23 protein-coding genes and 1 riboswitch are annotated in these 22,437 nt (G+C 30.3%); of the genes, 8 read left to right on the top strand and 15 right to left on the bottom strand.

From position 1 onward, the window contains the following. Window positions 1-19 precede the first annotated feature (19 nt). Window positions 20-1,252 carry a replication-associated recombination protein A gene (locus MPAN_RS04380; RefSeq protein ID WP_176239816.1) on the top strand — a complete coding sequence of 411 codons (1,233 nt, stop codon included), beginning with the start codon at window positions 20-22 and terminating at the stop codon, window positions 1,250-1,252. Window positions 1,253-1,281: 29 nt separating this feature from the next. Here MPAN_RS04380 and MPAN_RS04375 read toward each other — a convergent pair whose 3' ends face one another. The 12 genes from MPAN_RS04375 to MPAN_RS04320 form a co-directional block, all read right to left on the bottom strand. Further along, window positions 1,282-2,898, bottom strand: coding sequence for an ABC-F family ATP-binding cassette domain-containing protein (locus MPAN_RS04375; RefSeq protein ID WP_176239815.1), 1,617 nt, complete (start codon window positions 2,896-2,898; stop codon window positions 1,282-1,284). A gap of 189 nt (window positions 2,899-3,087) precedes the next feature. Then, window positions 3,088-4,104, bottom strand: coding sequence for an ornithine carbamoyltransferase (gene argF / locus MPAN_RS04370; RefSeq protein ID WP_176239814.1), 1,017 nt, complete (start codon window positions 4,102-4,104; stop codon window positions 3,088-3,090). Continuing rightward, a complete protein-coding gene (alr, locus tag MPAN_RS04365; RefSeq protein ID WP_176239813.1) occupies window positions 4,101-5,189 on the bottom strand; it encodes an alanine racemase in 1,089 nt (362 codons plus the stop codon). Before alr ends, argF begins: the two co-directional genes overlap by 4 nt. Next, the gene (locus tag MPAN_RS04360; protein WP_176239812.1) at window positions 5,182-6,231 is read right to left on the bottom strand and encodes an alanine/ornithine racemase family PLP-dependent enzyme; all 1,050 of its coding nucleotides are present in this window, start codon (window positions 6,229-6,231) and stop codon (window positions 5,182-5,184) included. The genes alr and MPAN_RS04360 overlap by 8 nt, the downstream gene beginning before the upstream one ends. Further along, a complete protein-coding gene (locus tag MPAN_RS04355; protein ID WP_176239811.1) occupies window positions 6,232-7,578 on the bottom strand; it encodes a glutamate mutase L in 1,347 nt (448 codons plus the stop codon). Next, window positions 7,568-9,769 (bottom strand): D-ornithine 4,5-aminomutase subunit OraE, encoded by a 2,202-nt coding sequence (gene oraE, locus MPAN_RS04350; RefSeq protein WP_176239810.1) that lies wholly within the window; start codon window positions 9,767-9,769, stop codon window positions 7,568-7,570. Before oraE ends, MPAN_RS04355 begins: the two co-directional genes overlap by 11 nt. Then, window positions 9,766-10,122 carry an ornithine aminomutase subunit alpha gene (locus tag MPAN_RS04345; protein WP_176239809.1) on the bottom strand — a complete coding sequence of 119 codons (357 nt, stop codon included), beginning with the start codon at window positions 10,120-10,122 and terminating at the stop codon, window positions 9,766-9,768. Before MPAN_RS04345 ends, oraE begins: the two co-directional genes overlap by 4 nt. Continuing rightward, window positions 10,112-11,506: a 2-amino-4-oxopentanoate thiolase subunit OrtB gene (gene ortB / locus MPAN_RS04340; protein ID WP_176239808.1), complete on the bottom strand. Its 1,395-nt coding sequence runs from the start codon at window positions 11,504-11,506 to the stop codon at window positions 10,112-10,114. Before ortB ends, MPAN_RS04345 begins: the two co-directional genes overlap by 11 nt. Then, window positions 11,499-11,801: a 2-amino-4-oxopentanoate thiolase subunit OrtA gene (gene ortA, locus MPAN_RS04335; protein WP_231756817.1), complete on the bottom strand. Its 303-nt coding sequence runs from the start codon at window positions 11,799-11,801 to the stop codon at window positions 11,499-11,501. The genes ortB and ortA overlap by 8 nt, the downstream gene beginning before the upstream one ends. A 30-nt stretch (window positions 11,802-11,831) precedes the next feature. Beyond that, window positions 11,832-12,878: a 2,4-diaminopentanoate dehydrogenase gene (gene ord / locus MPAN_RS04330; protein WP_176239806.1), complete on the bottom strand. Its 1,047-nt coding sequence runs from the start codon at window positions 12,876-12,878 to the stop codon at window positions 11,832-11,834. A gap of 89 nt (window positions 12,879-12,967) precedes the next feature. Then, entirely contained in the window at window positions 12,968-13,459 is a 492-nt protein-coding gene (locus tag MPAN_RS04325) for a cob(I)yrinic acid a,c-diamide adenosyltransferase (protein ID WP_176239805.1), read from the bottom strand. Window positions 13,460-13,468: 9 nt separating this feature from the next. After that, on the bottom strand, window positions 13,469-15,142 hold the full coding sequence (locus MPAN_RS04320) for a ribonuclease J (RefSeq protein ID WP_176239804.1): 1,674 nt from the start codon (window positions 15,140-15,142) through the stop codon (window positions 13,469-13,471). A 131-nt stretch (window positions 15,143-15,273) separates the two neighbouring features. Between MPAN_RS04320 and recU the strand changes: the two genes are divergently transcribed. Then, window positions 15,274-15,855, top strand: a complete 582-nt coding sequence (recU, locus tag MPAN_RS04315) for a Holliday junction resolvase RecU (protein WP_176239803.1) — start codon at window positions 15,274-15,276, stop codon at window positions 15,853-15,855. On the opposite strand, the gene MPAN_RS04310 is transcribed toward recU, so the two are convergent. Further along, window positions 15,848-16,534: an energy-coupled thiamine transporter ThiT gene (locus MPAN_RS04310; protein WP_176239802.1), complete on the bottom strand. Its 687-nt coding sequence runs from the start codon at window positions 16,532-16,534 to the stop codon at window positions 15,848-15,850. The two genes, recU and MPAN_RS04310, sit on opposite strands and share 8 nt — an antisense overlap. Window positions 16,535-16,599: 65 nt before the next feature. Further along, window positions 16,600-16,701: riboswitch (TPP riboswitch) on the bottom strand. A gap of 63 nt (window positions 16,702-16,764) precedes the next feature. On the opposite strand from MPAN_RS04310, the gene MPAN_RS04305 reads away from it, so the two are divergent. The 4 genes from MPAN_RS04305 (at window position 16,765) to MPAN_RS04290 (ending at window position 19,063) form a co-directional block, all read left to right on the top strand. Further along, window positions 16,765-17,214: an SPFH domain-containing protein gene (locus tag MPAN_RS04305; protein ID WP_176239801.1), complete on the top strand. Its 450-nt coding sequence runs from the start codon at window positions 16,765-16,767 to the stop codon at window positions 17,212-17,214. Window positions 17,215-17,282: 68 nt separating this feature from the next. Next, complete coding sequence (locus MPAN_RS04300) at window positions 17,283-17,657, top strand: hypothetical protein (RefSeq protein ID WP_176239800.1); 375 nt, start codon at window positions 17,283-17,285, stop codon at window positions 17,655-17,657. A gap of 1 nt (window position 17,658) precedes the next feature. Further along, window positions 17,659-18,081, top strand: coding sequence for an NfeD family protein (locus tag MPAN_RS04295; protein WP_176239799.1), 423 nt, complete (start codon window positions 17,659-17,661; stop codon window positions 18,079-18,081). 22 nt (window positions 18,082-18,103) lie between these two features. Then, on the top strand, window positions 18,104-19,063 hold the full coding sequence (locus MPAN_RS04290; RefSeq protein WP_231756816.1) for an SPFH domain-containing protein: 960 nt from the start codon (window positions 18,104-18,106) through the stop codon (window positions 19,061-19,063). 59 nt (window positions 19,064-19,122) lie between these two features. Here MPAN_RS04290 and MPAN_RS04285 read toward each other — a convergent pair whose 3' ends face one another. Then, window positions 19,123-20,232 carry an alkaline phosphatase family protein gene (locus tag MPAN_RS04285; protein WP_176239798.1) on the bottom strand — a complete coding sequence of 370 codons (1,110 nt, stop codon included), beginning with the start codon at window positions 20,230-20,232 and terminating at the stop codon, window positions 19,123-19,125. A gap of 1 nt (window position 20,233) precedes the next feature. Beyond that, the gene (locus MPAN_RS04280; RefSeq protein ID WP_176239797.1) at window positions 20,234-21,529 is read right to left on the bottom strand and encodes a pyrimidine-nucleoside phosphorylase; all 1,296 of its coding nucleotides are present in this window, start codon (window positions 21,527-21,529) and stop codon (window positions 20,234-20,236) included. Window positions 21,530-21,646: 117 nt separating this feature from the next. Here MPAN_RS04280 and MPAN_RS04275 point away from each other — a divergent pair, with 117 nt between their 5' ends. Both MPAN_RS04275 and MPAN_RS04270 read left to right on the top strand, forming a co-directional pair. Then, on the top strand, window positions 21,647-21,811 hold the full coding sequence (locus tag MPAN_RS04275) for a hypothetical protein (protein WP_176239796.1): 165 nt from the start codon (window positions 21,647-21,649) through the stop codon (window positions 21,809-21,811). Between the two features lie 50 nt (window positions 21,812-21,861). Continuing rightward, entirely contained in the window at window positions 21,862-22,437 is a 576-nt protein-coding gene (locus MPAN_RS04270; RefSeq protein WP_176239795.1) for a histidine phosphatase family protein, read from the top strand.

Genomic DNA, 22,437 nt, shown 5'->3' with positions numbered 1-22,437 from the left:
AATGTTGTTAGGTGATTAAATGAAGCCATTAGCTTATAGAATACGACCAACTGAATTCAAAAACGTTTATGGACAAGACCATCTTGTTTCACAAGATGGTGTCTTATCTATGATGTTAGAAAAATCTAAAATTTTATCATTTATATTATATGGTCCTCCAGGAACTGGAAAGACTACAATTGCGAACATTTTTGCCAATAAATCAAATCTAGAAACATATTTTTTTAATGCTTCTACAGATTCTAAACAAAAATTAAAAGATATTGTAGATACAACAGTTTATAAAGATATCTTAATCGTCATTGATGAAATTCATAGAATGAAAAAAGACACTCAAGATTATCTGCTTCCATTTATGGAAAATGGTAAGGCTACAGTTATTGGATTAACCACTTTAAATCCTTATCAAAGTGTAAACCCAGCCATTCGTTCTAGATGTCATTTATATGAAGTTAAGAAGCTTGAAGATGAAGACTTAAAAAAAGCTGTTTTAAATGGCATACAAGAACTTGAAGTTGATATCACAATCGATCAAAAAGCTCTTGATGAAATCATAAGATATTCTAATCATGAAATTAGAACTGCATTAAATCTATTAGAAAGCGCATCTCTTATTTTAGAAGGTAACGATATCTTAACCGCACAACATGTTAGAAGAGTAAGTGGTAAAAAACAACTTGATTTAGATAATCATGAAGATCACTTTTATGATTTATTAAGTGCACTTCAAAAATCAATTAGAGGTTCTGATGTAGATGCGGCAGTTCATTATCTAGCAAGACTTATTATATTAGGTGATTTATTATCAATCATTAGAAGATTATTAGTGATTGCTTATGAAGATATTGGCTTAGCTAATCCATTGATGGGACAAAAAGTATTAGCTGCAACTGAAGCAGCGCTTAAAGTAGGACTACCTGAAGCACGTATTATGTTAGGTGTTATTGTTGTTGATATGGCACTTTCTCCTAAGAGTAATACAGGATATTTAGCCATTGATGAAGCGCTACATGATATAGAAAATAATGATTGTGGTGTTTTACCTGATCATGCAGTCAATAGAAAGATTAAAATGAATCCTGAAATATATCATTATCCACATTCAGATGAAAATTCATTAAATGATCAATCTTATTTACCTAATTTAATTAAAGATAAGACATATTTCCATCCAAAAGATGAAAGTTCATATGAAAAAGCATTGTCTGATCGCTTGAAAATAATTGATAAAATCAAACATAAGAAAAGATAAAAAAAGATGCCTGAAATTCAGGCATCTTTTTATTTATATATTTGTTTTCTTTGTTCTTTTAATTGATCATGACTCAAATATGAATCAAATGTTCCTTCATAGCTATATGATCCAACATTTCCAATCTCTACAACTTTATTCGTAACAGATTGTAACAATCTATGGTCATGAGAAACTAGAATTAAAGCACCTTTAAAGTTTGATAATCCGTTATCAACTGATTGAATAGTTTCTAAATCAAGATGGTTTGTTGGTGAATCAATAATTAAAGTATTACTTTGAGAAAGCATCATCTTAGAAAACATACAACGCATTTTTTCTCCACCAGATAAAAACTTAACTTCTTTTAATGCTTGATCTCCACTAAATAGCATACGTCCTAAAAATCCTCTAATATATGTTTCTGCAGGTTCTTTTGAGTATTGTCTTAACCATTCGACTAAATTTAAATCAGAATTAACAAAAAACTTTTCATTTTCGCCTGGAAAATATGACTTATTAACAGTTTGTCCCCATTTAAGTTTTCCAGAAGTTGGTTCTAATTCTCCAGCTAGAACTTTTAATAAAGCAGTTTTAGCTAAATCATTTTTACCAATTAATGCTATTTTGTCTTCACGATTGATAATAAAAGAAACATTTTCAAATAAAACTTGTTCATCAATAGTTAATCCTAGATTTTCAACTTCTAATACATCTTTTCCTAATATTTTTTCGATTTCAAATCCTATGAATGGATATTTTCTTGAAGATGGTACAATTTCATCTAATTCTATTTTTTCTAAAGACTTCTTACGTGATGTTGCTTGACTTGATTTAGATAAGTTTGCGCTAAATCTAGCAATAAAGCTTTTTAATTCCGCAATACGTTCTTCTTTTTTCTTATTTTTATCAGCCATTAATTTTTGCATCAATTGTGATGATTCTAACCAAAAATCATAATTTCCTGCATACATTTTAGCTTGAAAAAAATCTATATCAACCATATGTGTACATACATTATTTAAAAAATGTCTATCATGAGATACTGTGATTACAGTATTTTCATAATTGATAAGATATTCTTCTAGCCAATTAATCGCTTCAAAATCTAAATGGTTGGTAGGTTCATCTAATAATAAAATATCAGGGCTTCCAAAAAGTGCTTGTGCAAGTAATACTTTTACTTTATTTTTAGGTAGGATATCTTTCATTTTTTTACTAAAATCTTCCATAGGAACATTAAGTCCATTAAGTAGTTTTTCAGCATCTACTTCAGCATTCCATCCATCAAGTTCTGCAAAAAGAATTTCTAAATCAGCTAATTCATATCCTTCTTTTTCAGTTAAATCAAGCTTTTCATAATAGACTTCTTTATCTTTCATGATTTGAAATAACTCTTTATATCCCATAATCACAGTTTCTACAACTGTATAGTCATCAAAAGCATTTTGATTTTGATTAAGAGTCGCAAGTCTTTTACCTTTATCTATGATAATATCACCAGATGTAGCTTTCTTTTCACCTGATAATAATTTTAAAAATGTTGTTTTTCCAGCACCGTTTGCACCAATAATACCATAGCAATTTCCTGGTACGAATTTTAGATTTACATCTGTAAATATTTTTTTATCTGGAAAAATTAAACTTAATTTTGAAACAGCAATCATGTTTATACCTCATATTCATAAAAAATAGCTAGTAGCGATCAATCTATACGCTTTTATAGCCCGATTAAGTTTACACGAATACTACGTCTTTGTCAAGAATAAACCTTATCTTCATCGCTTAATCATTTAAAAAAAGAAAACCAAGATAACCTTGGTTTTCCTAATTGATTATTTCTTTATCTTTTGTGATTAAAAATCATCTGTAAGTGATGCTAGAATAACTGCTTTAATTGTATGCATTCTATTTCCAGCTTCTTCAAAAACAACACTTTGATTTGATTCTATAACTTCATCAGTTACTTCTAATTCACCATTAGCTAAACTTGGATAATCTTTTCCAAAGTCTAGAGCTGCTTGTTTTCCAACTTCAGTGTCTAGTGAATGGAAAGCAGGTAGACAATGCATAAATATTGCAGTCTTATAGGCTTGATTCATAATCTTTTTAGTAATTTGATATGGATAAAGTTCTGCAATTCTCTTTGCCCAGACTTCTTTAGGTTCTCCCATGGATACCCAAACATCAGTATAAATAACATCACTATCTTTAGCACCTTTCATAGGATCTTCTTCAAAGGTTAGTGTCGCACCTGTTGTTTGAGCAATCAGATTACAAGTGTCAATTAACTCTTGAGTTGGCCATAACTCTTTAGGAGCTACAGCTTTAAAATGCATACCCATCTTAGCACAACCAATCATTAATGAGTTACCCATATTATTTCTAGCATCTCCATAATATGCAAACTTAATGCCTTTTAAATATCCAAAGTTTTCTTGTATGGTTAGAAAGTCTGCTAGAATTTGTGTTGGATGAAATTCATCAGTTAATCCATTATATACAGGAACACCTGAATATTTAGCTAAAGCTTCTACATCTGATTGACGATATCCACGAAATTCAATAGCATCATACATTTTCCCTAAGACTCTAGCGGTATCTTTAACACTTTCTTTTTTACCCATTTGTGATCCAGTTGGTCCTAAATATGTTGTTTGCATGCCTAAATCAGTTGAACCTACTTCAAATGCACATCTAGTTCTTGTAGAGTCTTTTTGGAAAAGCAATACAATATTTTTACCTTCTAGATAACGATGATGTATACCCTGGATTTTCTCTTCTTTAAGCCTTTTAGCAAGATTAATCAAATACTGGATTTCTTCAGGTTTATAATCTAATAATGTTAATAAACTTTTACCTTTTAAATTCATTTTTCTTCTCCTTGTATATATATTCTTGGAACTCGTTTAGATATATTCGTACAAACCTCATAAAGATTTGTTTGCTGTTTTTCTGCAACTTCATCAATGGAAATCAAGTCACCAAATAAAGTAACTTCATCACCAATTTGTACTTTAGAATCAATACTGACAAATAATGCATCCATACAAATTAAACCAATAATTTGATATCTTTTATGGTTGATTTGAACATCGTTATGTCTGTTTTTTCTTATCCACCCATCAGCATATCCAATAGGAATAACTGCAATTCTCTCTTTGGTTACCGATGTATAAGTTGCTCCATAACCGACTACTTCCCCAGCTTTTAATTGTTTAATCTGAACGACTTTACTTTTTAAAGACATTGCTGGTTTAAGATTGGTTTTTGTTTTATCAAGTGATAACCCATATAAAGATATACCTAATCTTATATGTGTTGTAAAATCATAGTATTTTTCATATTTAATCGCTGAAGATGAATTAGATATATGTATCATCTTTGGTTTTACTTTAATATCATTTAAAATATCTTTAAATCTTTCAACTTGAAGATCATATATCTTTTTATCATCATTTGCGGTTGCAAAATGTGTAAAGACACCTTCTAGATTAAGTGTTTTATGAGTTTGAAGTTGATCAATAATTTCAAGGATTTCTTTCTTATCCTTTATACCATATCGATTCATACCCGTGTCAATTTTAAGATGTACATTTAATTTGTGATTAGTTTTTAACAAAGTTTGAACTATATTTGTATCATATAATGTAATATCAATTTTATTTTTTTGAGCTACACTAAATTGATCTTCTAAAATAGGGCCTAGCATTAAAATTTTAATTTTCTTATTGTTGTTTCTTAATTTGATTGCTTCTTCAAGCAAAGATACTGCAAACATGTTTATACCTTTTTGATATAGAAAATTCATAACTTCTAATGCTCCATGTCCATAAGCATCAGCTTTAACAACAGGTATAATTTGTTTATTTGGATTTAGATTAGCTACATAATTAAAGTTATGCTCAATATGGTTAAGATTGATCTCTGCCCATGTGGGTCTATAGATTTTAGACATATGTTTTTTCCACATATGAAGAATTTAATAGGCTTAAAATACCACCATATTTTAATTTAAATGTTAGAATATCGCCTATATGGTATTTTCCTTCAGCTATTTCAACAATTAAATGATCACTGCTTGAACCAATAAAAGTTATGCCTTTGATTGGATATAAATCATTTAAGCTAACATCTTGTCTTCCAATACCTAAAATAGCTCTTTTCATCATACCTTTATCAACATATTCAATCTTTTGTCCAAAGGCATCATAGCCTAGTTCTCCTTCTGGAAATGAAGGTTTATCCTTAATCTCTAGAATTTCAACTTCCAATGTAATGACATCTTCATATAAATGATCAATTTTTTCTTGATAAGCTGTTTCCCTACCTAATATTAATGCTTCTCCTATGCGAAGGTTGTTAATATATGGTGGAAGAGTTTGATTCATAAGCATGGGTATAGATGAAGAATTTCCACCTGAGATGATATCTAATTTAATCTTAAAGTTTGATTCTATCTGATCTTTAATATTTTTTAGTTTTTCATAAGTTTCAAAAGTTGGAATAACACTACCATAACAAGTTAAATTTGTTCCAATGCCTTTTAACTCTATATGAGATAAACTTAAGATATGTTTGATATCTTTTAAAGAAAAATCTTTATAATAAACACCTTCTCTTAAATCTCCTAAGTCATACATAAATATAATTTGATGTCTTTTATTCATTTTTGCTGCAACTTCATTTAATTTGTCAATCACAACTAGTTCTGAATTTAATGACATATCCGTATATCTTACAACTAGACTAGCTTCTGATAAAGCAGGTATGCGTAGATATACTTTCTTTTTAGTTGTTTTCATATGCATTAGGTTTTCTAATTTAGAATCTGCTATATATGAGACATTAGATCGGTCTAGAACCTCAATAAGTTTTGGATCATTAGAAAACACCTTAGACACTGCCATCACTGAAAGTTGCTGTCTATGACAAAGGTTTGTAATATAATCAACATTAAACGCATATTTTTTAGGATCAATAATCACTTTTGGATACATCTACTCAACTCCTTTTATATAGGTCTCTTTGAGATATGCTTTTACTTTTTCTTTATAGCTTAAAGATAGGACTCCAAGGGAGGCAAATATATATAAACTATCTTTATGAATAGGTGTATTTTTGTTTGGAATGAGTTTATGGACTTGATTTTCTAAATACTCACCTATTTTATTTTCTATACTTAAATGATTCAAACATGCTCCACCTGTTAGATAGATGTTTTTTACTTCACTTAAGTCTTTTCCATCAGGAATGACTTTCATACCGTTGGTTGTATAAACTCTTCTTAAATCGCCTACATGGCGGTCTAGGGCTTTAGATACACAAGTTTCACTAAGCATATCTATAAGTATTTTACCTTCTTTTGTTTGTGGTATAAAGGGTTCGTTTTTTAATAATTTTAGGATATCTTCTTCATCTAAATTAAGTTGATTATAAATCTCTTTTTTATTTGATTGATTAAAGACTAATTCTCTATTAATATAGACACCTAAATCACCTTCAACTGTTCTTTTAAATAAAGGTTCTCCATCATGATATTTTTGATAAATGGTTCTTGGTTCACATACTGAATGAATATCAGTTGTTGCCCCTCCTACATCAATGGTTAAAACTCCTGGTTTTAATTCATTTAAAATGAGTGTTGTTTCCATAACAGCTCCAGGGGTTGGGACGATATGTGATGTGATCATGTCATAAATTTTATTCATGCCTTTGGCTTTGATGATATGTTTTTCAAATGTTTCATAAATAGCAGCTCTTAAAGGAAGTATATTAAAATCATCAACTCTTGGATAAACATTTTCAACTATGGTTAAATCTTTAATATCTAAATCTTTAATTCGATTGTGGTTTGCTATGTTACCACTATAAATGATAGGTATATTTAAATCTTTAACTTTTAAAAGATTTTGAAAACTTACTTCTTTTTCACCATAATTGGTACCACCAGCTATGATGATAATGTTTGGTTTAACTTTTTTTATTTGATCCATATGATCATCATCGATAAGATTTGCGGTGATTAAATGAATGTTTGCTCCAGCATTTAAAGCAGCTTCTTTTGCAGCTTTTGCTGTCATGTCATAGACAAGACCATGAACTGTAATTTTTAAGCCACCCGCTGCACTTGATGTTGCATGCATTTCTTTATAGGTAAGTTTATCTATGTTTAAATTGTTTTTTAAATCTTTAATCGCATCATTTAGACCGATAGTTACATCTGATTCAACTGTTGTTCTAGATATACCTCTACCAATGAACTCTAAAGGCACACCAAAAAGGTTAAATGCATTAACTATAGTTGTAGTTGATCCAATTTCTGCGACTAATACATCAATTTCCATAAATTTCCTTATGTTTTTTAACGACAAATGAAGCCACATCAATGCCTTTAGTTCCTCGACTGAAGCCTTGGTCCATTCCGCTATCTTTAGCAATCTCTGGGGTCACTTGTGTGCCACCAGCTAATAAGATCAGTTTATCTCTTACACCTTTTTCAATAGCATAATCATTTAGTTTTTTCATATTCTTATAATGAATATCATCATGAGAAATAATTAAAGAAATCATCACAACACTTGCATCTTCTTCAATAGCTGCATCAATAAATTTTTCTATAGGTACTGATGTTCCTAGATATGTATATTTTAATCCATATTTTTCGATACCACCATGTTTGATATCAAGTATTTCTCTCATACCAACACTATGTTCATCACTACCACCTGTACCAGCTATAACTTTTATATGATGCTTTTTAGCATAGGCTAAGATATCATCTGCTGGAAGGTTTTCTTCTTTTTTAATGATTTTTAATTTTGTCATGTCAATATCAAAATCTACAACACCTTTAATTTGTATACGTGTGCCTTCACTTGGATGCATCACTTCAGAGTGAATCACTTCAACTGAAGATAAATTCATACGTTTACCTAACTCTAGTGCTGCCGCTTCTGCAATAATCTTTTCTGTTGGAAAAAATAAATCAACAGTAACAACACCATCAGCAAGCCATTGAACTTCAGGTTTTAATAAATTTTTGTTTCTATAAGCTTCACTTTCATCTAATCTATTATTGACATTATCTTCTGGATCAAGTTCATCGATATATTGGATTTTATCAGGTTGTTCAAATGTATCTCCACCAATTAATTTTTCTGGATGATCGACTAGTTTTGAGTCATATTGAGATACATTATTATATCCATAATGCGCAGAAACTGGAGCTAGATAATCTTTAGCTCTCTTATAGGTTGTATCACTTCCGATGCCACCATCTATTTTTCTACTGATACCATCATCCATACGCTCAGGATATAATCCACTATCTACAAACATGCCATTTTCAACAGCCTGAAAATATCCACCTATTTCAATCATTTCTTCCATCATTAAAATAGATCGTATTTGAAGTTCTCTTTTTGTTTTAAATAAATCACTATCTTTTTTAAATTCAAGCATACTCATTAAATCATCCATGCCTACCATTGCTTGTTTAGCCGTATCAAGTGCTTCAATGTTAAACATATGCCAAGGCACATTACGACCTTCATCAGGTGTTATGGTTGATTGGATATCAGCAGATGTTAATTTAGATATTAATAAATTTAAGACATGAGTTACGGTTGCTTCTCTAGTAGATGAATCCATGTATTTGGTATTCATTTGTGCTCTCATTTTATAAGCACTAAAAAACTCACGAAGTGCTAGTGCATAAGGAAGATTTACTTTGATATCTGGACTTGGTGGTGCAGCAGGTGGAACTGTTGATAGACAAATCAAATCAGGTCTAATACCTACTTTTTCACTAAATCTAGAATTGATGCCATGTTGAACTAAAAGCTCTGGCATGACTTTCCATGCATCTCTTGCAGTTGCATTTGCGTTATGTGCACCATCAATTTGTGCAAGTCCGCCAAATGCCATAATACGTTTAGATTCAGCAGCATCAACAAAACTTCTTATCATATTGATATTTCTATACAAAACATTATATTGAGGATCTTGATGCGCTCCGTTGACGCCTTCTTCAGTAAACATAACTGCAATTTCCGGCCCAGCAACTCCTGATACATAAGAATGATAATTAATAGGTCTTCCTACTTCATCTTCTATAATATCAAGTGCTTTTCGTTGAGCTCTTACTTGTTTTCTAGTGATAGGCACGCCACCTACACCTTGAGGTGTACCTTCTAGCAAACCATCCATATGAGATTGTCCTGCAGTTCTAATCACCATGATATGATCTGCACCATGATAAGCTGCCATACGCATTCTTCTAATATCATCTTCAAAACGTCCTGATGCAATCTCTGTAGTAATAGTTGCATCTGGTTGAGGATCGATATGATTTAAATATCTTGCACTTGGTAGTGAAACATAATTTTTAAGTGAATCAGAAATATCAACATAATGGAAATCTCCAATATCTTGAGGATTTTTAGTTCTCCATACCCAACCTTTTCGCTTAGGTCTATAATTTTCAAGATCATCTAAAATATGTCTAATATCTAGTTTTTCATTTGGTTTTATCATTTGAATGCCTCCTTAACTGCTTTAAAATCATTAGATTCTAAAAGTTTTAAACCGGCATCTCTAATATCAAGATCATTAAGTTTAGCATATTTTAAAATGACATGACCTGCGCCATGAGAAATTAAATTTTGTTCTAAAATCATATCAACTAAAGCTTTGGCTTCAATTGAAGAAAAACCCATTCTTAATAATACACTTCGTTCAATAGAAGGTGAAGTATGTGTATAAGCTAAATCTAGAATTGGATCCATCATTTGATCTAAAAGTTCATAAAAATATGTTTTTAATTCTTGATCTGTTTTATCTTGCAAATGAAGACTTCTTTTCTCATAATCATCTTTTCTAGCTTTCATTGATTTCCTCCATCATTTTTATGATTTTATCTATGTTTAGATTTAATTCTTCTTTAAGATATGCATACTCTTGTTTAGATAAAATTTTATCTTTATAGTGTTTCAAGTATGATTTCTTTAAATCCATTAAATTCAGTTCTTTATGTATGACATCTTTTCCTGATTTAGGAAAAACTAAATTTTTTCCAGCAACCTCTTTTTCACAAGAACCAAACTCTAAAATGATGCCTTGTTTTTTCGCAAAAGAAATTTGACTATTAAAATGCTTTCCAGCACCTGTATACTCACTTTCTTGTACAACAATAATTTCATCTTCTTTCATAGTTTGCGCCAATGAAAATGCTGCAGCTAAACTAATATTTCCTGCAGGGCCTCTTTCCATACCTTCAAGTAAGGATAAAGCTTCTGTAATAAAAAACACCGCCCCCTGGGTCATTAAAACATATTGATCCATATATCTTAATGGTCTTGCAGCACTTCTTGGCACGTCAGAGCGATCAGGAAAAGTTGAAAACGGAATTCCAAATCCTGTATGCCCTGTGGTAAATGATTTTAAATTAAAGTCATGATCGCTAGCCATATGTAAACCTGATAAGTCAACACTTGCTGCAATAATCTTAGTATCTTTAGCACCATGATATCTTAATCCTCTTGCAGTACCAGTTAAATTACCTCCACCAGCATTTGTTATAACAACCGCATCAGGATATCGTTTTTCTTTTTTAAGGACTTCATCAGCTATTTCATAGCCTAAAGTTTCAATGCCTTTAATCCCATATGGTGAATAAAGAGACGCATTGAAATATTTGGTTTGATCAAGTATGTTTAAAAATTCATAGAACAATTCTGGTCCAACAGATAATTGAATCACTTCAGCACCATATGCTTCACAGCGTCTTGCTTTTTCTATGATTTCTGGTTGACTGATATCTTTAGAATCAAAAACTTCTTGAACAATGATACACTTTAAATTAAGTCTTGCAGCCATTGCAGCTACAGCTGCACCATAATTGCCACTTGTTGCAGCTACAACACCTTTATATCCCATTTTTTTAGCGTGATATACACTGATAACTGCTCTTCTTGCTTTAAAGGAACCACTTAGATTAAGTGCTTCATCTTTTAAAAATATTCTTGCACCATATCCTTTTTTTGCAAACTTTCTTGCATATTTAGTTATTTGTTTTAATTCAACTAATGGTGTGTCGCCTACATGATTATCCTCTTGAATTTTTTTAACAGCTTCAAAATCATAACCTGCATCATTCATCATTTTTTCATAATCAAAAGCGATACCTTCAAGTTCAAATTTTTCATAATCAAGATTTAGAGAATCTTTCATAATCTCTTGTTTTTTAGTCATCATTTTTTCATATTTAGTCATGAAGGGTATCCTCCATTTCTGTTAGGATAATATCTTTCATAGTTTTAACTTCATCAAGATAATCTCCAAATGAATGCGTATATGTTGGATTTGCTTCAATTAAAATACCGCTAACTCTTCTTTTTGTTTCAGTTAGAATATCTACGTTATCTCCAATGAATGCATCATTCATCAAATATCCTTTAACTTTCATCACAAAGTCTTTATCTAAAGTATCAAAAGGTATATGTGAAGATCTCTCACTTGATTTTAAAACTATTTTTTTAATATATACATATGTGCCTTTTTTTATCATCAATTTACCTTCTTTCTAAATTAAGATAATCTATTCGTCTATATCAATCATATCTCTCATATCGCCTAAGATTGCTCTTGGGATAGGTAGATCTATCATTGTTTTAAGTCCCGCTCTTGCGTTAATCACATGTGGAATCATATTGACACAAATCGCAATCGTTCCAATACCACCATCAATTTCTGGTGTAATAGCCATATGAATATCTGGACACCCTAAAATATCAATATAATCTCCAGTATGTACACCTTCTAATTGTGGTTCGATTTGTTGAGGATGGTCCATGTTTAAAAATAAGTCTTTCCCAAGATATCCTTGTGCAGTCATATTAATACCAGCTAATGTGCCTTTTTTAGCACTTGCATATTTAGATTTTCTATCAACATTAGAAATAATAGGTTCCATTTGTTGTTCAAATTTAGTAGCTTTTAAACCAAGCCCTTTAAAAATCATATGAACACTTTGATTAAATCCTACATGTCCTGCTAGATTATTGTTTTTGATTCTCTCATGATATTGATCAAGTGTATCACCAACACCTTGTTCTTCCATCACTGCAGGTCCAAAAGGAGATAGGCTATTCACTCTTTTAACATCAATATGTGATACATCTTTCATTGCACCAGTTAATTGCAAGACAAGTAAGTCCATAACAAATCCTGGATTGATGCCACTGCCTAAAATTGTAACTTTATGTTTTTTTGCCAAATCATCCATATCTTTAGATAATTCTGGATGACTTTCAAATGGAAAAGTCATTTCTTCAGCTGTTGTAATAACATTGATGTTTTGTTCTACTATTTTTTTAATTTTAGGAAAAGCACCTTTTACAAAACTATCTGTACATAGTAAAACTACATCAGGTTTACTAGATTTTAGGATTTCATCAATATCACTTGATATCAAAACATCATTTTCTAATTTAGTATGCATAACCGTAGAAAGTTTTTTATTAACGATATTTTTGTTAATATCACAAACACCTACAATGTTTACACCTTTTTTAGAAATTAACATATCTGCCATGCCTTGTCCCATAGCCCCAAATCCCCAAATAACGACTTTTATAAATTCCATATATATACCTTCTTTCATCAAGACTATGATAACACGAAACCGCTTACATTGTAAATCAAAAAAATAAGATAAGTATACTTATCTTATTGTTAGTTAAATATTCTACCTGCTGTAAACAAATAATCTGAGAGTCTATTCATAAATTTTAAGCTCTGTTCATTTAGCGTTTTATGATCATTTAATTCAATGAGTGCACGTTCAGCAGTTCTTGTTTTAACACGAGCCATATTTAACCAAGCTGCAGCCATACTTTGATCTAATTGAATAAATTTAGTCAGTTTTTCTAAAGTTTCATCCATTTGATCAATACGATGTTCTAACCAAGATACATTCTCATCAAATACTTTAAAATCATTCTCATCATCTAAAGCAATCTCAAAAGCCATTTGAAAAATAACTTGATGGATTTTATCTAAATCAGATAATATCTCTATGTCTTTTACATGCTGTTTAGCAACTAAAAGTGTTGCCATCACTTCATCTAATTGTCCATTAACTTCGATGTATAAATCATTTTTCTTAACTCGTCTTCTTAATAAATCTGTTTGTCCAAAATCTCCACGCTTTGTATAGATTTTCATCATATCCTCCTAAATTTCAGTTGATATAATCACTGGTATAGTAATCGGTCTTCTTTTTATTTCTTGATAGATATATCTATTGATTTCATTTCTTACATCTCTTTTATATTCATTCCAATTGATATATTTACCTTTTAAATGTTTTTCACTGGCTTTATAAAATAATTGTTTAATATTATTTAGTATTTCTTCTGATTCTTGAACATAAACAAAGCCTTTAGTCACGATTTCTACATCACCTAAGATCTTTTTATACTTAGGTGAAACATGAGCAACGATTAATAACGCACCATCTTCAGCTAGTAATTCTCTATCTTTCATCACATAGTCATTAACATCACCAACAGCAGTTCCGTCAATTAAGATTTCTCCAACGCTGATTTCATTTCTAGATATAAATAAATCTTTATCCTTAATATTTAAAACATCACCGTTATCTAAGATAAAGACGTGATCAGAATCATATCCGATTTCTTCTGCTAATTTTTTTAATCCATATTGGTGTCTATATTCCCCAATGGTTGGAATGATATATTTAGGTTTTAATAAATTAATCATCATTTTTAATTCTTCACCAGTCGCATGCGCCGATGTTAATAATCTTTTATCAATATTTTCAACAATCGCATCACTTCTATATAGTACATCTAGTGTTCTTGCTGCCATTTTTTCAGTACCTGGTACAGGTGGAGTCATTAACACGACTGTATCTTGTTCAGTAATATGAATCAATCGATCAGCTTTTTTACACATTCTTTGTAACATAAAGAATGGTTCATGACGATTACCCGTAACTAATGCTACGATATTTGGGTCATCATTTTTATTTTTATCATCAATAAATTTAAGATTAATTAAACTTGTTTTAGGAATATCTAAATATCCATCAGCAATCGCGATATCAACAATTCTTTGCGCTCTTCTACCAATAATTGCTATCTTTTTATGATGTTGTAAACTCATATCAACAACTCTTTGGATTTTCTTTAAATCTGATGAAAACAAGGATACGATAATACGTCCTTCAGCATTTGCGTAAATACTATTTAATTTATGATCTAAGCTTTGATTCACACCACCATTAAGCACAAGTGTAGATCCTAATGATTCGCTTAACAACAGTAAAACATGCTTTTCAGCAAGTTCATTAATTTTTCTAAAATCTGTTTGATATTTTAAATGACCGCTTTGATCAAATGTAAAATCAGATGTATAGACAATGACACCATCTACTGTATGAATCGCAATACCAACAGATTCAGGAATTGAATGTGTTGTATTAAAAAAAGATACACGAACATTCCCAAATTTAATGATACTATTTTGGCTAATTGTATTTAATGTAAGTTCTTCAAGATTAAATTCAGCTTCTTTTAGTAAATCTTTAACAATTTGCATTGTAAAATTTGTAGCGTATACTGGAACATTTAAATCTTTAAGTATATGAGGTAGTGCACTAATATGATCCTCATGTGCATGTGACAAAAAGATACCTTTAATTCTGTTTTTAGCGCGTAATAAAACCTTATAATCAGGAATGATTTCATCTACTCCATATAATTCCGAACTTGGATATTTAATACCTGCATCAAGGATATATAAATCGCGATCAACATCTATAACATACATGTTTTTCCCGTTTTCACCTAGTCCACCCAATGCGAAAAATCTAATTTGACTCAAAATAACACTTCCTTTATTAAAAACATATGGTGTTTCGTAACGTTTTTTAACTGTTTTTATTATACCATTTTTTTTACATATAACAACGATTTTTACTTCTTATGTGATAAGATTAAGATAGGTGAAAACATATGATCAATTATCCAATAAAAAGAAAAACACAAAATAAGACAAATAATCGTGCCAATCTTGGGATGACTCTAGAAAATGATATTGAAACTACAAATCAATATTATTTAATAAATGATATTGCGGTTATTCATAAAAAACCAACACCGATACAAGTTGTAGGTGTGAGTTATCCTGCCAGAAATAAAGCAAAAATTGTTGAAGCTTATTATAAAACACCTTCAACAACAGATTTTAACGGTATTTATAAAGGCAGATACATCGATTTTGATGCTAAAGAAACAAATTCAAAGACATCTATGCCTTTAAAGAACATTCACTTGCATCAAATTGAGCATTTAAAACAAGTTGCATCTCATGGAGGCATTGCTTTTTTAATTGTTCATTTCAAACAATTTAATGAATATTATATTTTACCTTCAGCAATATTATTTAAATATTGGGATTTGCAAAATGATGAAAAAAAGGGACGAAAATCCATCCCTTATCAAACATTTAAAGATTCTGCTTATCCTATATCTTTTGGATATATACCTAGATTAGATTATTTAAAAGTTATTGAACAACATTATTTTGCTAAATAGCATAATCTTGTGTAATTGCTTGCAATCTCTTAAATGATAAAAGACCTATAATCAATGTAACAATGAGTGTTGAGACTATATATATTAAATTATAGCCTAAAGAATATAACCAAATCTTATTTCCAACAAATGAAAATAGTTGAGTTGCAATATTTTGATTTGCTTCTCCTTGTTCTACTTGATCAACAGCATAAGTTATACTGCTAGACCAGAGGATAACACCACTTATTGTCGAAGAAATCAAACGAACAATACTTACAGTCACAAAAGCATAAATAAATTTAGCTTTTGTTTTAAATCCTTCTTTAAATAGACCAGATAATCCAAATGCCATAAATGGAATGATGTAATCAAAAAGGATAAGCATAAATATTTTAAATGCTCCCCAAGATTCCCCAGTCCATGCTTCTAATGTAGATTTTAAAGCTTCGATATAAATGATATAATCGATTCCAAAATTATACATTGCATAAATAAAACCTGAAATTAATCCATATTTTAACCCAAACATGAGCCCAATCATAACGATTGGCAACATAGATATTCCAAAGAATTTGCCTCCAAAAGGCATACTCAAATTCAATACCGGAATAGCATTGATTAATACATCTAAAATGATTGCAATTGCTAATAAATTTATAGTAGCAATCATTTTCCTTGTTTCTGATTTTTGATTCATTTCTTTTCCTCCTTAGAAAATAAAAAAATTTCTATGGATATTCCAAAGAAAATGATAGTTCGATTGATTCGTTTAACGACTATCCCTCCGCTGGTATGATCCAGATCAGGTTATTCGGGTCGACGATGACTCGTCCTCTCAGCATTTAAGCTCCCCGTAGTGACCATCTAAATATTATCATATATATTTCATAAAAACAACTATAAAACAAAAATAAAGGACGTGGGCATATGCCAGATATATTAACAATTATTTTACTATTTTTAGGATTGATTATTCTACTCATGTTACCTAACATAAAAATCGTTAGACAAGATGAGGTTATGATCATAGAAAGATTAGGTAGTTTTCATAAATTACTTGATCAACCAGGCATCTATTTTGTTGTTCCACTTCTTGATCGTAATATACAAACTGTAAGTCTTAAGAAACAACATATAAAAAAGAAATTAACAATAATTGAAAATGAAGATATAAATAAAACCATTGAAATAAGTTACAATATGACAATAACTGATCCAAAAACTTACGTTTATGCTTCATTAGACTCTAATGATACAATTCACACATATATTAAAGAAGCTTTAGAAGCAGAAATGGATATAGAAGAAATTTTATCAGAGACTATTGACTATGCAAAAACATATGGATTTTTAATCGAGGAACTTAATTTTAAATAATTAAATGTAATTTTGTTGTATTTTAAATAATTTTATTGTATAATGTATGCATAAAGGAGTGATATCTTATGGAAATTACTTGGTTTAATGAAAGACCGAAAGATTGTATTGTGACACTAGCAAAGGGCAATCTTACATTGAATAAGCCTGCTACAACTTTCTTTGAAAATGCGTATAGTGTAATGTTAGGTTATAATAAAGATAAGAAAACAGTTTTCATAAAACCTTTAAATAAGGAACACGCACTAAGACATGATGTATCTGATAGCAGTAAATATAGAATTACTGTCAAATCATCTTATAGTCGTGTAACCAATAAAGCATTTATGGAAGAAATCATTTCAATGGCACATATAGATTTAGAAAATGAAACAAAAAAATTTAAAGCAAATTGGAATGAGAAAGAACAGATCCTGATCATGGATTTGAAAGAGGAGGTCTAATATGGAATGGTTTATTTGGCTTTGGTTAGGTGTTTTTGTAGTTGCATTAGCATTTGAATTTGCGACTGCGGACTTGGTAAGTATCTGGTTTTCACTTGGTGCAATTCCTAGTTTTGTACTTTCACTATTTGAAGTGAATCCTGCAATACAAGTTGTATCATTTATACTAGTTACTGCTGTATTACTACTGTTTACCAGACCAGTTGTTATCAAATACTTTAAAGTTAATGAGATTAAAACCAATGTTGATTCAGTTATTGGCCAAGAAGGTATTGTGACATCTTCAATCATGTCTAATGGCATCGGGCGTATCAAATTGCGTTCTCAAGAATGGTCAGCAATTGCTGATGAAAATATTGAAGTTGGTCAAAAGATTAGAGTTTTAGATGTTGAAGGCAACAAATTGATTGTTAAAAAAATATAATTTTTAAGAAAAGAGGAAAAATATGAGTATTTTAGAATTATTTATTTCACCAGTAATGTTAGGTGCAGTTGGTATAACATTATTGATTGTTGGCGGTTTATTATTGTTAATTGCCGCAGCTAGTTTTAGATTAGTTACACAAACTAAAAAGTATGTTATTGAACGTTTAGGCGGGTATTCTACAACTTGGGGCGTTGGTATTCACTTCTTAGTTCCAATTCTAGATCGCGTTGTTAGTCAAGTTTCATTAAAAGAACAAGTTAAAGATTTCGATCCACAACCTGTTATTACTAAAGATAACGTAACCATGCAAATTGATACTGTTGTATTCTTCTCAATTACAGATCCAAAAGCTTATACATATGGCACAGCAAATCCTATGTTAGCTATTGAAAAGATATCAGCTACTACATTACGTAATATTATCGGTGATCTTGATTTAGATGAAACATTAACATCAAGAGATCTAATTAACACAAAGATGCGTATGATTTTAGATGAAGCAACTGACCCATGGGGCATTAAAGTTAACCGTGTGGAAGTTAAAAACATTCTTCCACCTAAAGACATTAGAGACTCAATGGAAAAACAAATGCGTGCTGAACGTGAAAAACGTCAAAACATCTTAATTGCTGAAGGTCAAAAACGTGCGGAAATCTTAAAAGCTGAAGGTGAAGCTGAAGCTGTTATTCTAAGAGCAAACGCTGTTAAACAACAAAAGATTTTAGAGGCTGAAGGTGAAGCATCAGCTATTTATAAGTTAAAAGAAGCTGAAGCATTAGGTATCAAGTTAATTAAAGATACTAAACCAGATCATGCAGTATTAACAATTAAGGCTTATGAAGCATTGGCTTTAGTTGCAAACGGTCAATCTACTAAACTTGTTGTACCTACAAATATTACAGACTTAGCATCATCAGTTATGATGGCTGCTGAATTTGCAAAAGATGAAAAAGTAGCAAAAACTGTAGCAAAGAAATAAAAATTAAATAAAAGCATATAAAAAGCACTTCCTCATGATATTGAGGAGGTGCTATTTTTTTATTTATTTTTATAAATGATCAATGGGACTTCCATTTCACCTTGACAAAGGCCAGCGTGATGTCCTTTAAATGTTACGCCATCTTTAAATTTAAAAAACTTATTAGATGTCGCAATAGCAATATAATCTCCTAAAAATGTATCTAGTAAAGGATGCTTTTTGCCTTGACCAATTAAACCACTAGACAAGAATTCATTCTTACTCATCAACTTATAATATTGCGAATACATATCATTGAATAATTTTTCAAATTGTTGTTTTTTAAATGGTTTAACAAAGAAGTTAGTTGCTCTTGGTTCCATTGAAGGTTTTCTTAATAAATAATTCATTAACTGATCATTTTTATGTAAGTCAATCGCTTCTACATTAACCAATCCATGATCTGCAATTACAATTAGAATTGTATCATCATTAAGCATCTTTGAAAAATCTTCTAATTCTTGATTTAAGTCTTGTAATTTCTTTTTAACCAATAAATCATCAATACCGACTTCATGCTCAAGCATATCGGGTTGTGTCCAATATACATATGAGAAATTCTCTTCTTTTTTTCGAGTTATTTCTAGTAATCTTTTCATTTGTAGATGAAAAGTTTTATATCCATTTGGTCTAAAAGATGGAAACAACTCATAAGTTTTTACTTCTGGTCTAGATTTTTTTATATAATCATATATTAAGTCTTGTTTCAAATACATTTCTTTAAAATCATTTTGAAAATGTTTAGAATCATCATAAAAATCTTCATTTAAAAATACAGTTAGATTGACATCTTCTTTTTTAAAATATTGCACCCAACCTAAATATCCACTTTGATATGGCAGATTTGTGGTCAAAACTGCATTTGTTGCAGCTACAGTAGTTGGAGGAAATATAGAAGTTATTTTTTTTGCTATGTTTTTTCTTATAAATGTATCTTTTTCTAAATGTTTTTCGATGATATTCATGCCCATACCATCAAGTAAAACAAGACATACATGTTTAATATCATCTGATAATTTTTCTTTTAATTCCGGTATAACAGGATATCTTGCACCAGCATGATAAAAATCAAGTATACTATGTGATACGTTCAGTATCGAGTTTGTATAATCAGGATACATAATATTCATTTTATGATATCTTTCTTTTAATGAGTTTAATAGATTTTTGATGTTCACCTATTGTAATGGCTTCAAGAAGTAGATTTTTAGCTTCTTCCACACCTTTATCTCTTACATAAAATGTTGCAAGCACTTCACCTTTTTTAACTTGATCTCCAATTTTTTTATGTAGATCAATGCCTACATCTAAAAATATTTCATCTTCTTTTGTTTCTCTACCTGCACCAAGGCGCATCGCTGCTTTACCTATATCAAGTGCATTCATTTCTGTGATATATCCATCTTTTAAAGATAAAATTTCTACTTTTTTATCTGAAAGTAACAATTCAGGATGTTTTAATACATTAACATCTCCGCCTTGTGCCTTCACAAGTTCTAAAAACTTATTATATGCAGACATATCATGTAAAGCCTTATTCATCATATCTACAGCTTCTTGATTAGATGATGCGATATTCGCATCCATTAAAAGTTGTGATCCAATAGCAAGCGTTACTTCAACTAAATCATCTGGTCCATTTCCTTGTAATGTTTCAATTGCTTCATAAACTTCTAATGCATTCCCTATTTTATGTCCTAATGGTTCATCCATACCTGTTAAAATTGCAGTTACTTTTTTACCTGCAAGTTTACCAATAGAAACCATAAGCTTAGCTAATTTAACAGCCTCTTCTTCAGTTTTCATAAATGCTCCATGTCCAACTTTAACATCTAGACATATTGCATCTGCACCACTTGCTAGTTTTTTTGACATAATGCTTGATGCAATTAGTGGAATGCAATCCACTGTTGCAGTAACATCTCTAAGTGCATAAAACTTTTTATCTGCAGGTGCTACATCACCACTTTGACCTACTACAGCAATTCCAATATCTTGGACTTGTTTAATAAAATCTTTAACTGATAATTCTACTTTGTATCCTGGAATACTTTCTAATTTATCAATTGTACCACCGGTATGTCCTAAACCTCTACCACTCATTTTAGCGACTTTAGCACCTAATGCTGCTAATAGTGGTCCTAAGACAAGTGTAACCTTATCACCAACACCGCCAGTTGAATGCTTATCAACTTTAATACCTTTAATTTCTGATAAATCAATTGAGTCACCAGAATCTCTCATAGCTAATGCTAAATGAGTTGCTTCTTGTTCCGTCATTTGATTAAAATAAGTTGCCATCAAAAAAGCACTGATTTGATAATCAGGTATATCTCCTTTGGTATATGATTTAATCAAATAATCAATTTCTTCTTTAGTTAATTCAAAGCCATCTCTTTTTTTAGTAATGATATCTATCATATGCATATTAATCACATCTCCTTGTCTATATTTTAACATAAAAGACAGTAAAACATGGTATAATATGTTTATAATAAATCTAATGATTTTATGCGATAATAAAAAAATTTAAAAGGAGTTCCTATGAGAGATATAAATGGACGTCAAAGAGAATTTTGGAGCGAAAAAAAAAGAAATCAAGAAAATGACACTGAACGAAGTGATTATGATCACTCATTATCATTAAAATCAGTTCTTCTTTTTATTGCTGTTTTAGCTTTAGTCATACTTTCTATCATATTTTTATAGTAGCTTAAGAATAAAAACACAACACTAAAGATTACACAGCGAGGATACAAATGATATTAGCAATGGTAAGACATGGTCAAACAAATTCAAATATAAATCAAATCATTCAAGGGCGTACAGATAATCCACTCAATGAAGATGGAAAATTAGAAGCACATAAGCTTGCAGATATTCTTAAATCACAAAATAAAAAATTTGATGCGTTTATATCATCCCCTTTATCTAGAGCACTTGAAACTGCATTTATCTTATCAAAAAAACTGGATTATAATAAACCAATTCATGTGATACAACAATTTGTTGAAAGAAATTTTTTTCACCTAGAAGGAATTCCAGTTGAAGAAGGCATGCCTTTAGTAAGACAAAAAGGCTATAAATATCCTGGATATGAAGATGATGATAAAATTATCAATAGAGTAGTTAAAGCAACATTGAAATTAGAAAACATATATAAAGATCAAGAAGTTTTATGTGTTGCTCATTCCCATGTTATAAAATCACTCTTAGTTTATATCAATCCTATCAAGTATCAATTTTCTACATATCTTGTTAATAATTGTGATGTCTTATATTTTAAATTAGAAAATCAAAAATTAACTTTAATAGACCATCAAAAAAACGACTAA

The organism is Mariniplasma anaerobium, assembly GCF_016865445.1.
GTDB classification, from domain to species: domain Bacteria; phylum Bacillota_I; class Bacilli_A; order Acholeplasmatales; family Acholeplasmataceae; genus Mariniplasma; species Mariniplasma anaerobium.
This window is presented reverse-complemented; position numbering and strand designations above follow the sequence as displayed.

Coding starts and splice junctions, on each gene's coding strand:
- MPAN_RS04300 (WP_176239800.1), top strand. CDS start 17,283: ATGGAAATTACTTGGTTTAATGAAAGACCGAAAGATTGTATTGTGACA.
- MPAN_RS04280 (WP_176239797.1), bottom strand. CDS start 21,529: ATGCATATGATAGATATCATTACTAAAAAAAGAGATGGCTTTGAATTA.
- MPAN_RS04310 (WP_176239802.1), bottom strand. CDS start 16,534: ATGAATCAAAAATCAGAAACAAGGAAAATGATTGCTACTATAAATTTA.
- MPAN_RS04380 (WP_176239816.1), top strand. CDS start 20: ATGAAGCCATTAGCTTATAGAATACGACCAACTGAATTCAAAAACGTT.
- MPAN_RS04275 (WP_176239796.1), top strand. CDS start 21,647: ATGAGAGATATAAATGGACGTCAAAGAGAATTTTGGAGCGAAAAAAAA.
- MPAN_RS04375 (WP_176239815.1), bottom strand. CDS start 2,898: ATGATTGCTGTTTCAAAATTAAGTTTAATTTTTCCAGATAAAAAAATA.
- ortA (WP_231756817.1), bottom strand. CDS start 11,801: ATGATAAAAAAAGGCACATATGTATATATTAAAAAAATAGTTTTAAAA.
- MPAN_RS04305 (WP_176239801.1), top strand. CDS start 16,765: ATGCCAGATATATTAACAATTATTTTACTATTTTTAGGATTGATTATT.
- ord (WP_176239806.1), bottom strand. CDS start 12,878: ATGGAATTTATAAAAGTCGTTATTTGGGGATTTGGGGCTATGGGACAA.
- recU (WP_176239803.1), top strand. CDS start 15,274: ATGATCAATTATCCAATAAAAAGAAAAACACAAAATAAGACAAATAAT.
- oraE (WP_176239810.1), bottom strand. CDS start 9,769: ATGATAAAACCAAATGAAAAACTAGATATTAGACATATTTTAGATGAT.
- MPAN_RS04355 (WP_176239811.1), bottom strand. CDS start 7,578: ATGGAAATTGATGTATTAGTCGCAGAAATTGGATCAACTACAACTATA.
- MPAN_RS04345 (WP_176239809.1), bottom strand. CDS start 10,122: ATGAAAGCTAGAAAAGATGATTATGAGAAAAGAAGTCTTCATTTGCAA.
- argF (WP_176239814.1), bottom strand. CDS start 4,104: ATGAATTTAAAAGGTAAAAGTTTATTAACATTATTAGATTATAAACCT.
- MPAN_RS04285 (WP_176239798.1), bottom strand. CDS start 20,232: ATGAATATTATGTATCCTGATTATACAAACTCGATACTGAACGTATCA.
- alr (WP_176239813.1), bottom strand. CDS start 5,189: ATGTCTAAAATCTATAGACCCACATGGGCAGAGATCAATCTTAACCAT.
- MPAN_RS04360 (WP_176239812.1), bottom strand. CDS start 6,231: ATGTATCCAAAAGTGATTATTGATCCTAAAAAATATGCGTTTAATGTT.
- MPAN_RS04270 (WP_176239795.1), top strand. CDS start 21,862: ATGATATTAGCAATGGTAAGACATGGTCAAACAAATTCAAATATAAAT.
- MPAN_RS04290 (WP_231756816.1), top strand. CDS start 18,104: ATGAGTATTTTAGAATTATTTATTTCACCAGTAATGTTAGGTGCAGTT.
- ortB (WP_176239808.1), bottom strand. CDS start 11,506: ATGACTAAATATGAAAAAATGATGACTAAAAAACAAGAGATTATGAAA.
- MPAN_RS04325 (WP_176239805.1), bottom strand. CDS start 13,459: ATGAAAATCTATACAAAGCGTGGAGATTTTGGACAAACAGATTTATTA.
- MPAN_RS04295 (WP_176239799.1), top strand. CDS start 17,659: ATGGAATGGTTTATTTGGCTTTGGTTAGGTGTTTTTGTAGTTGCATTA.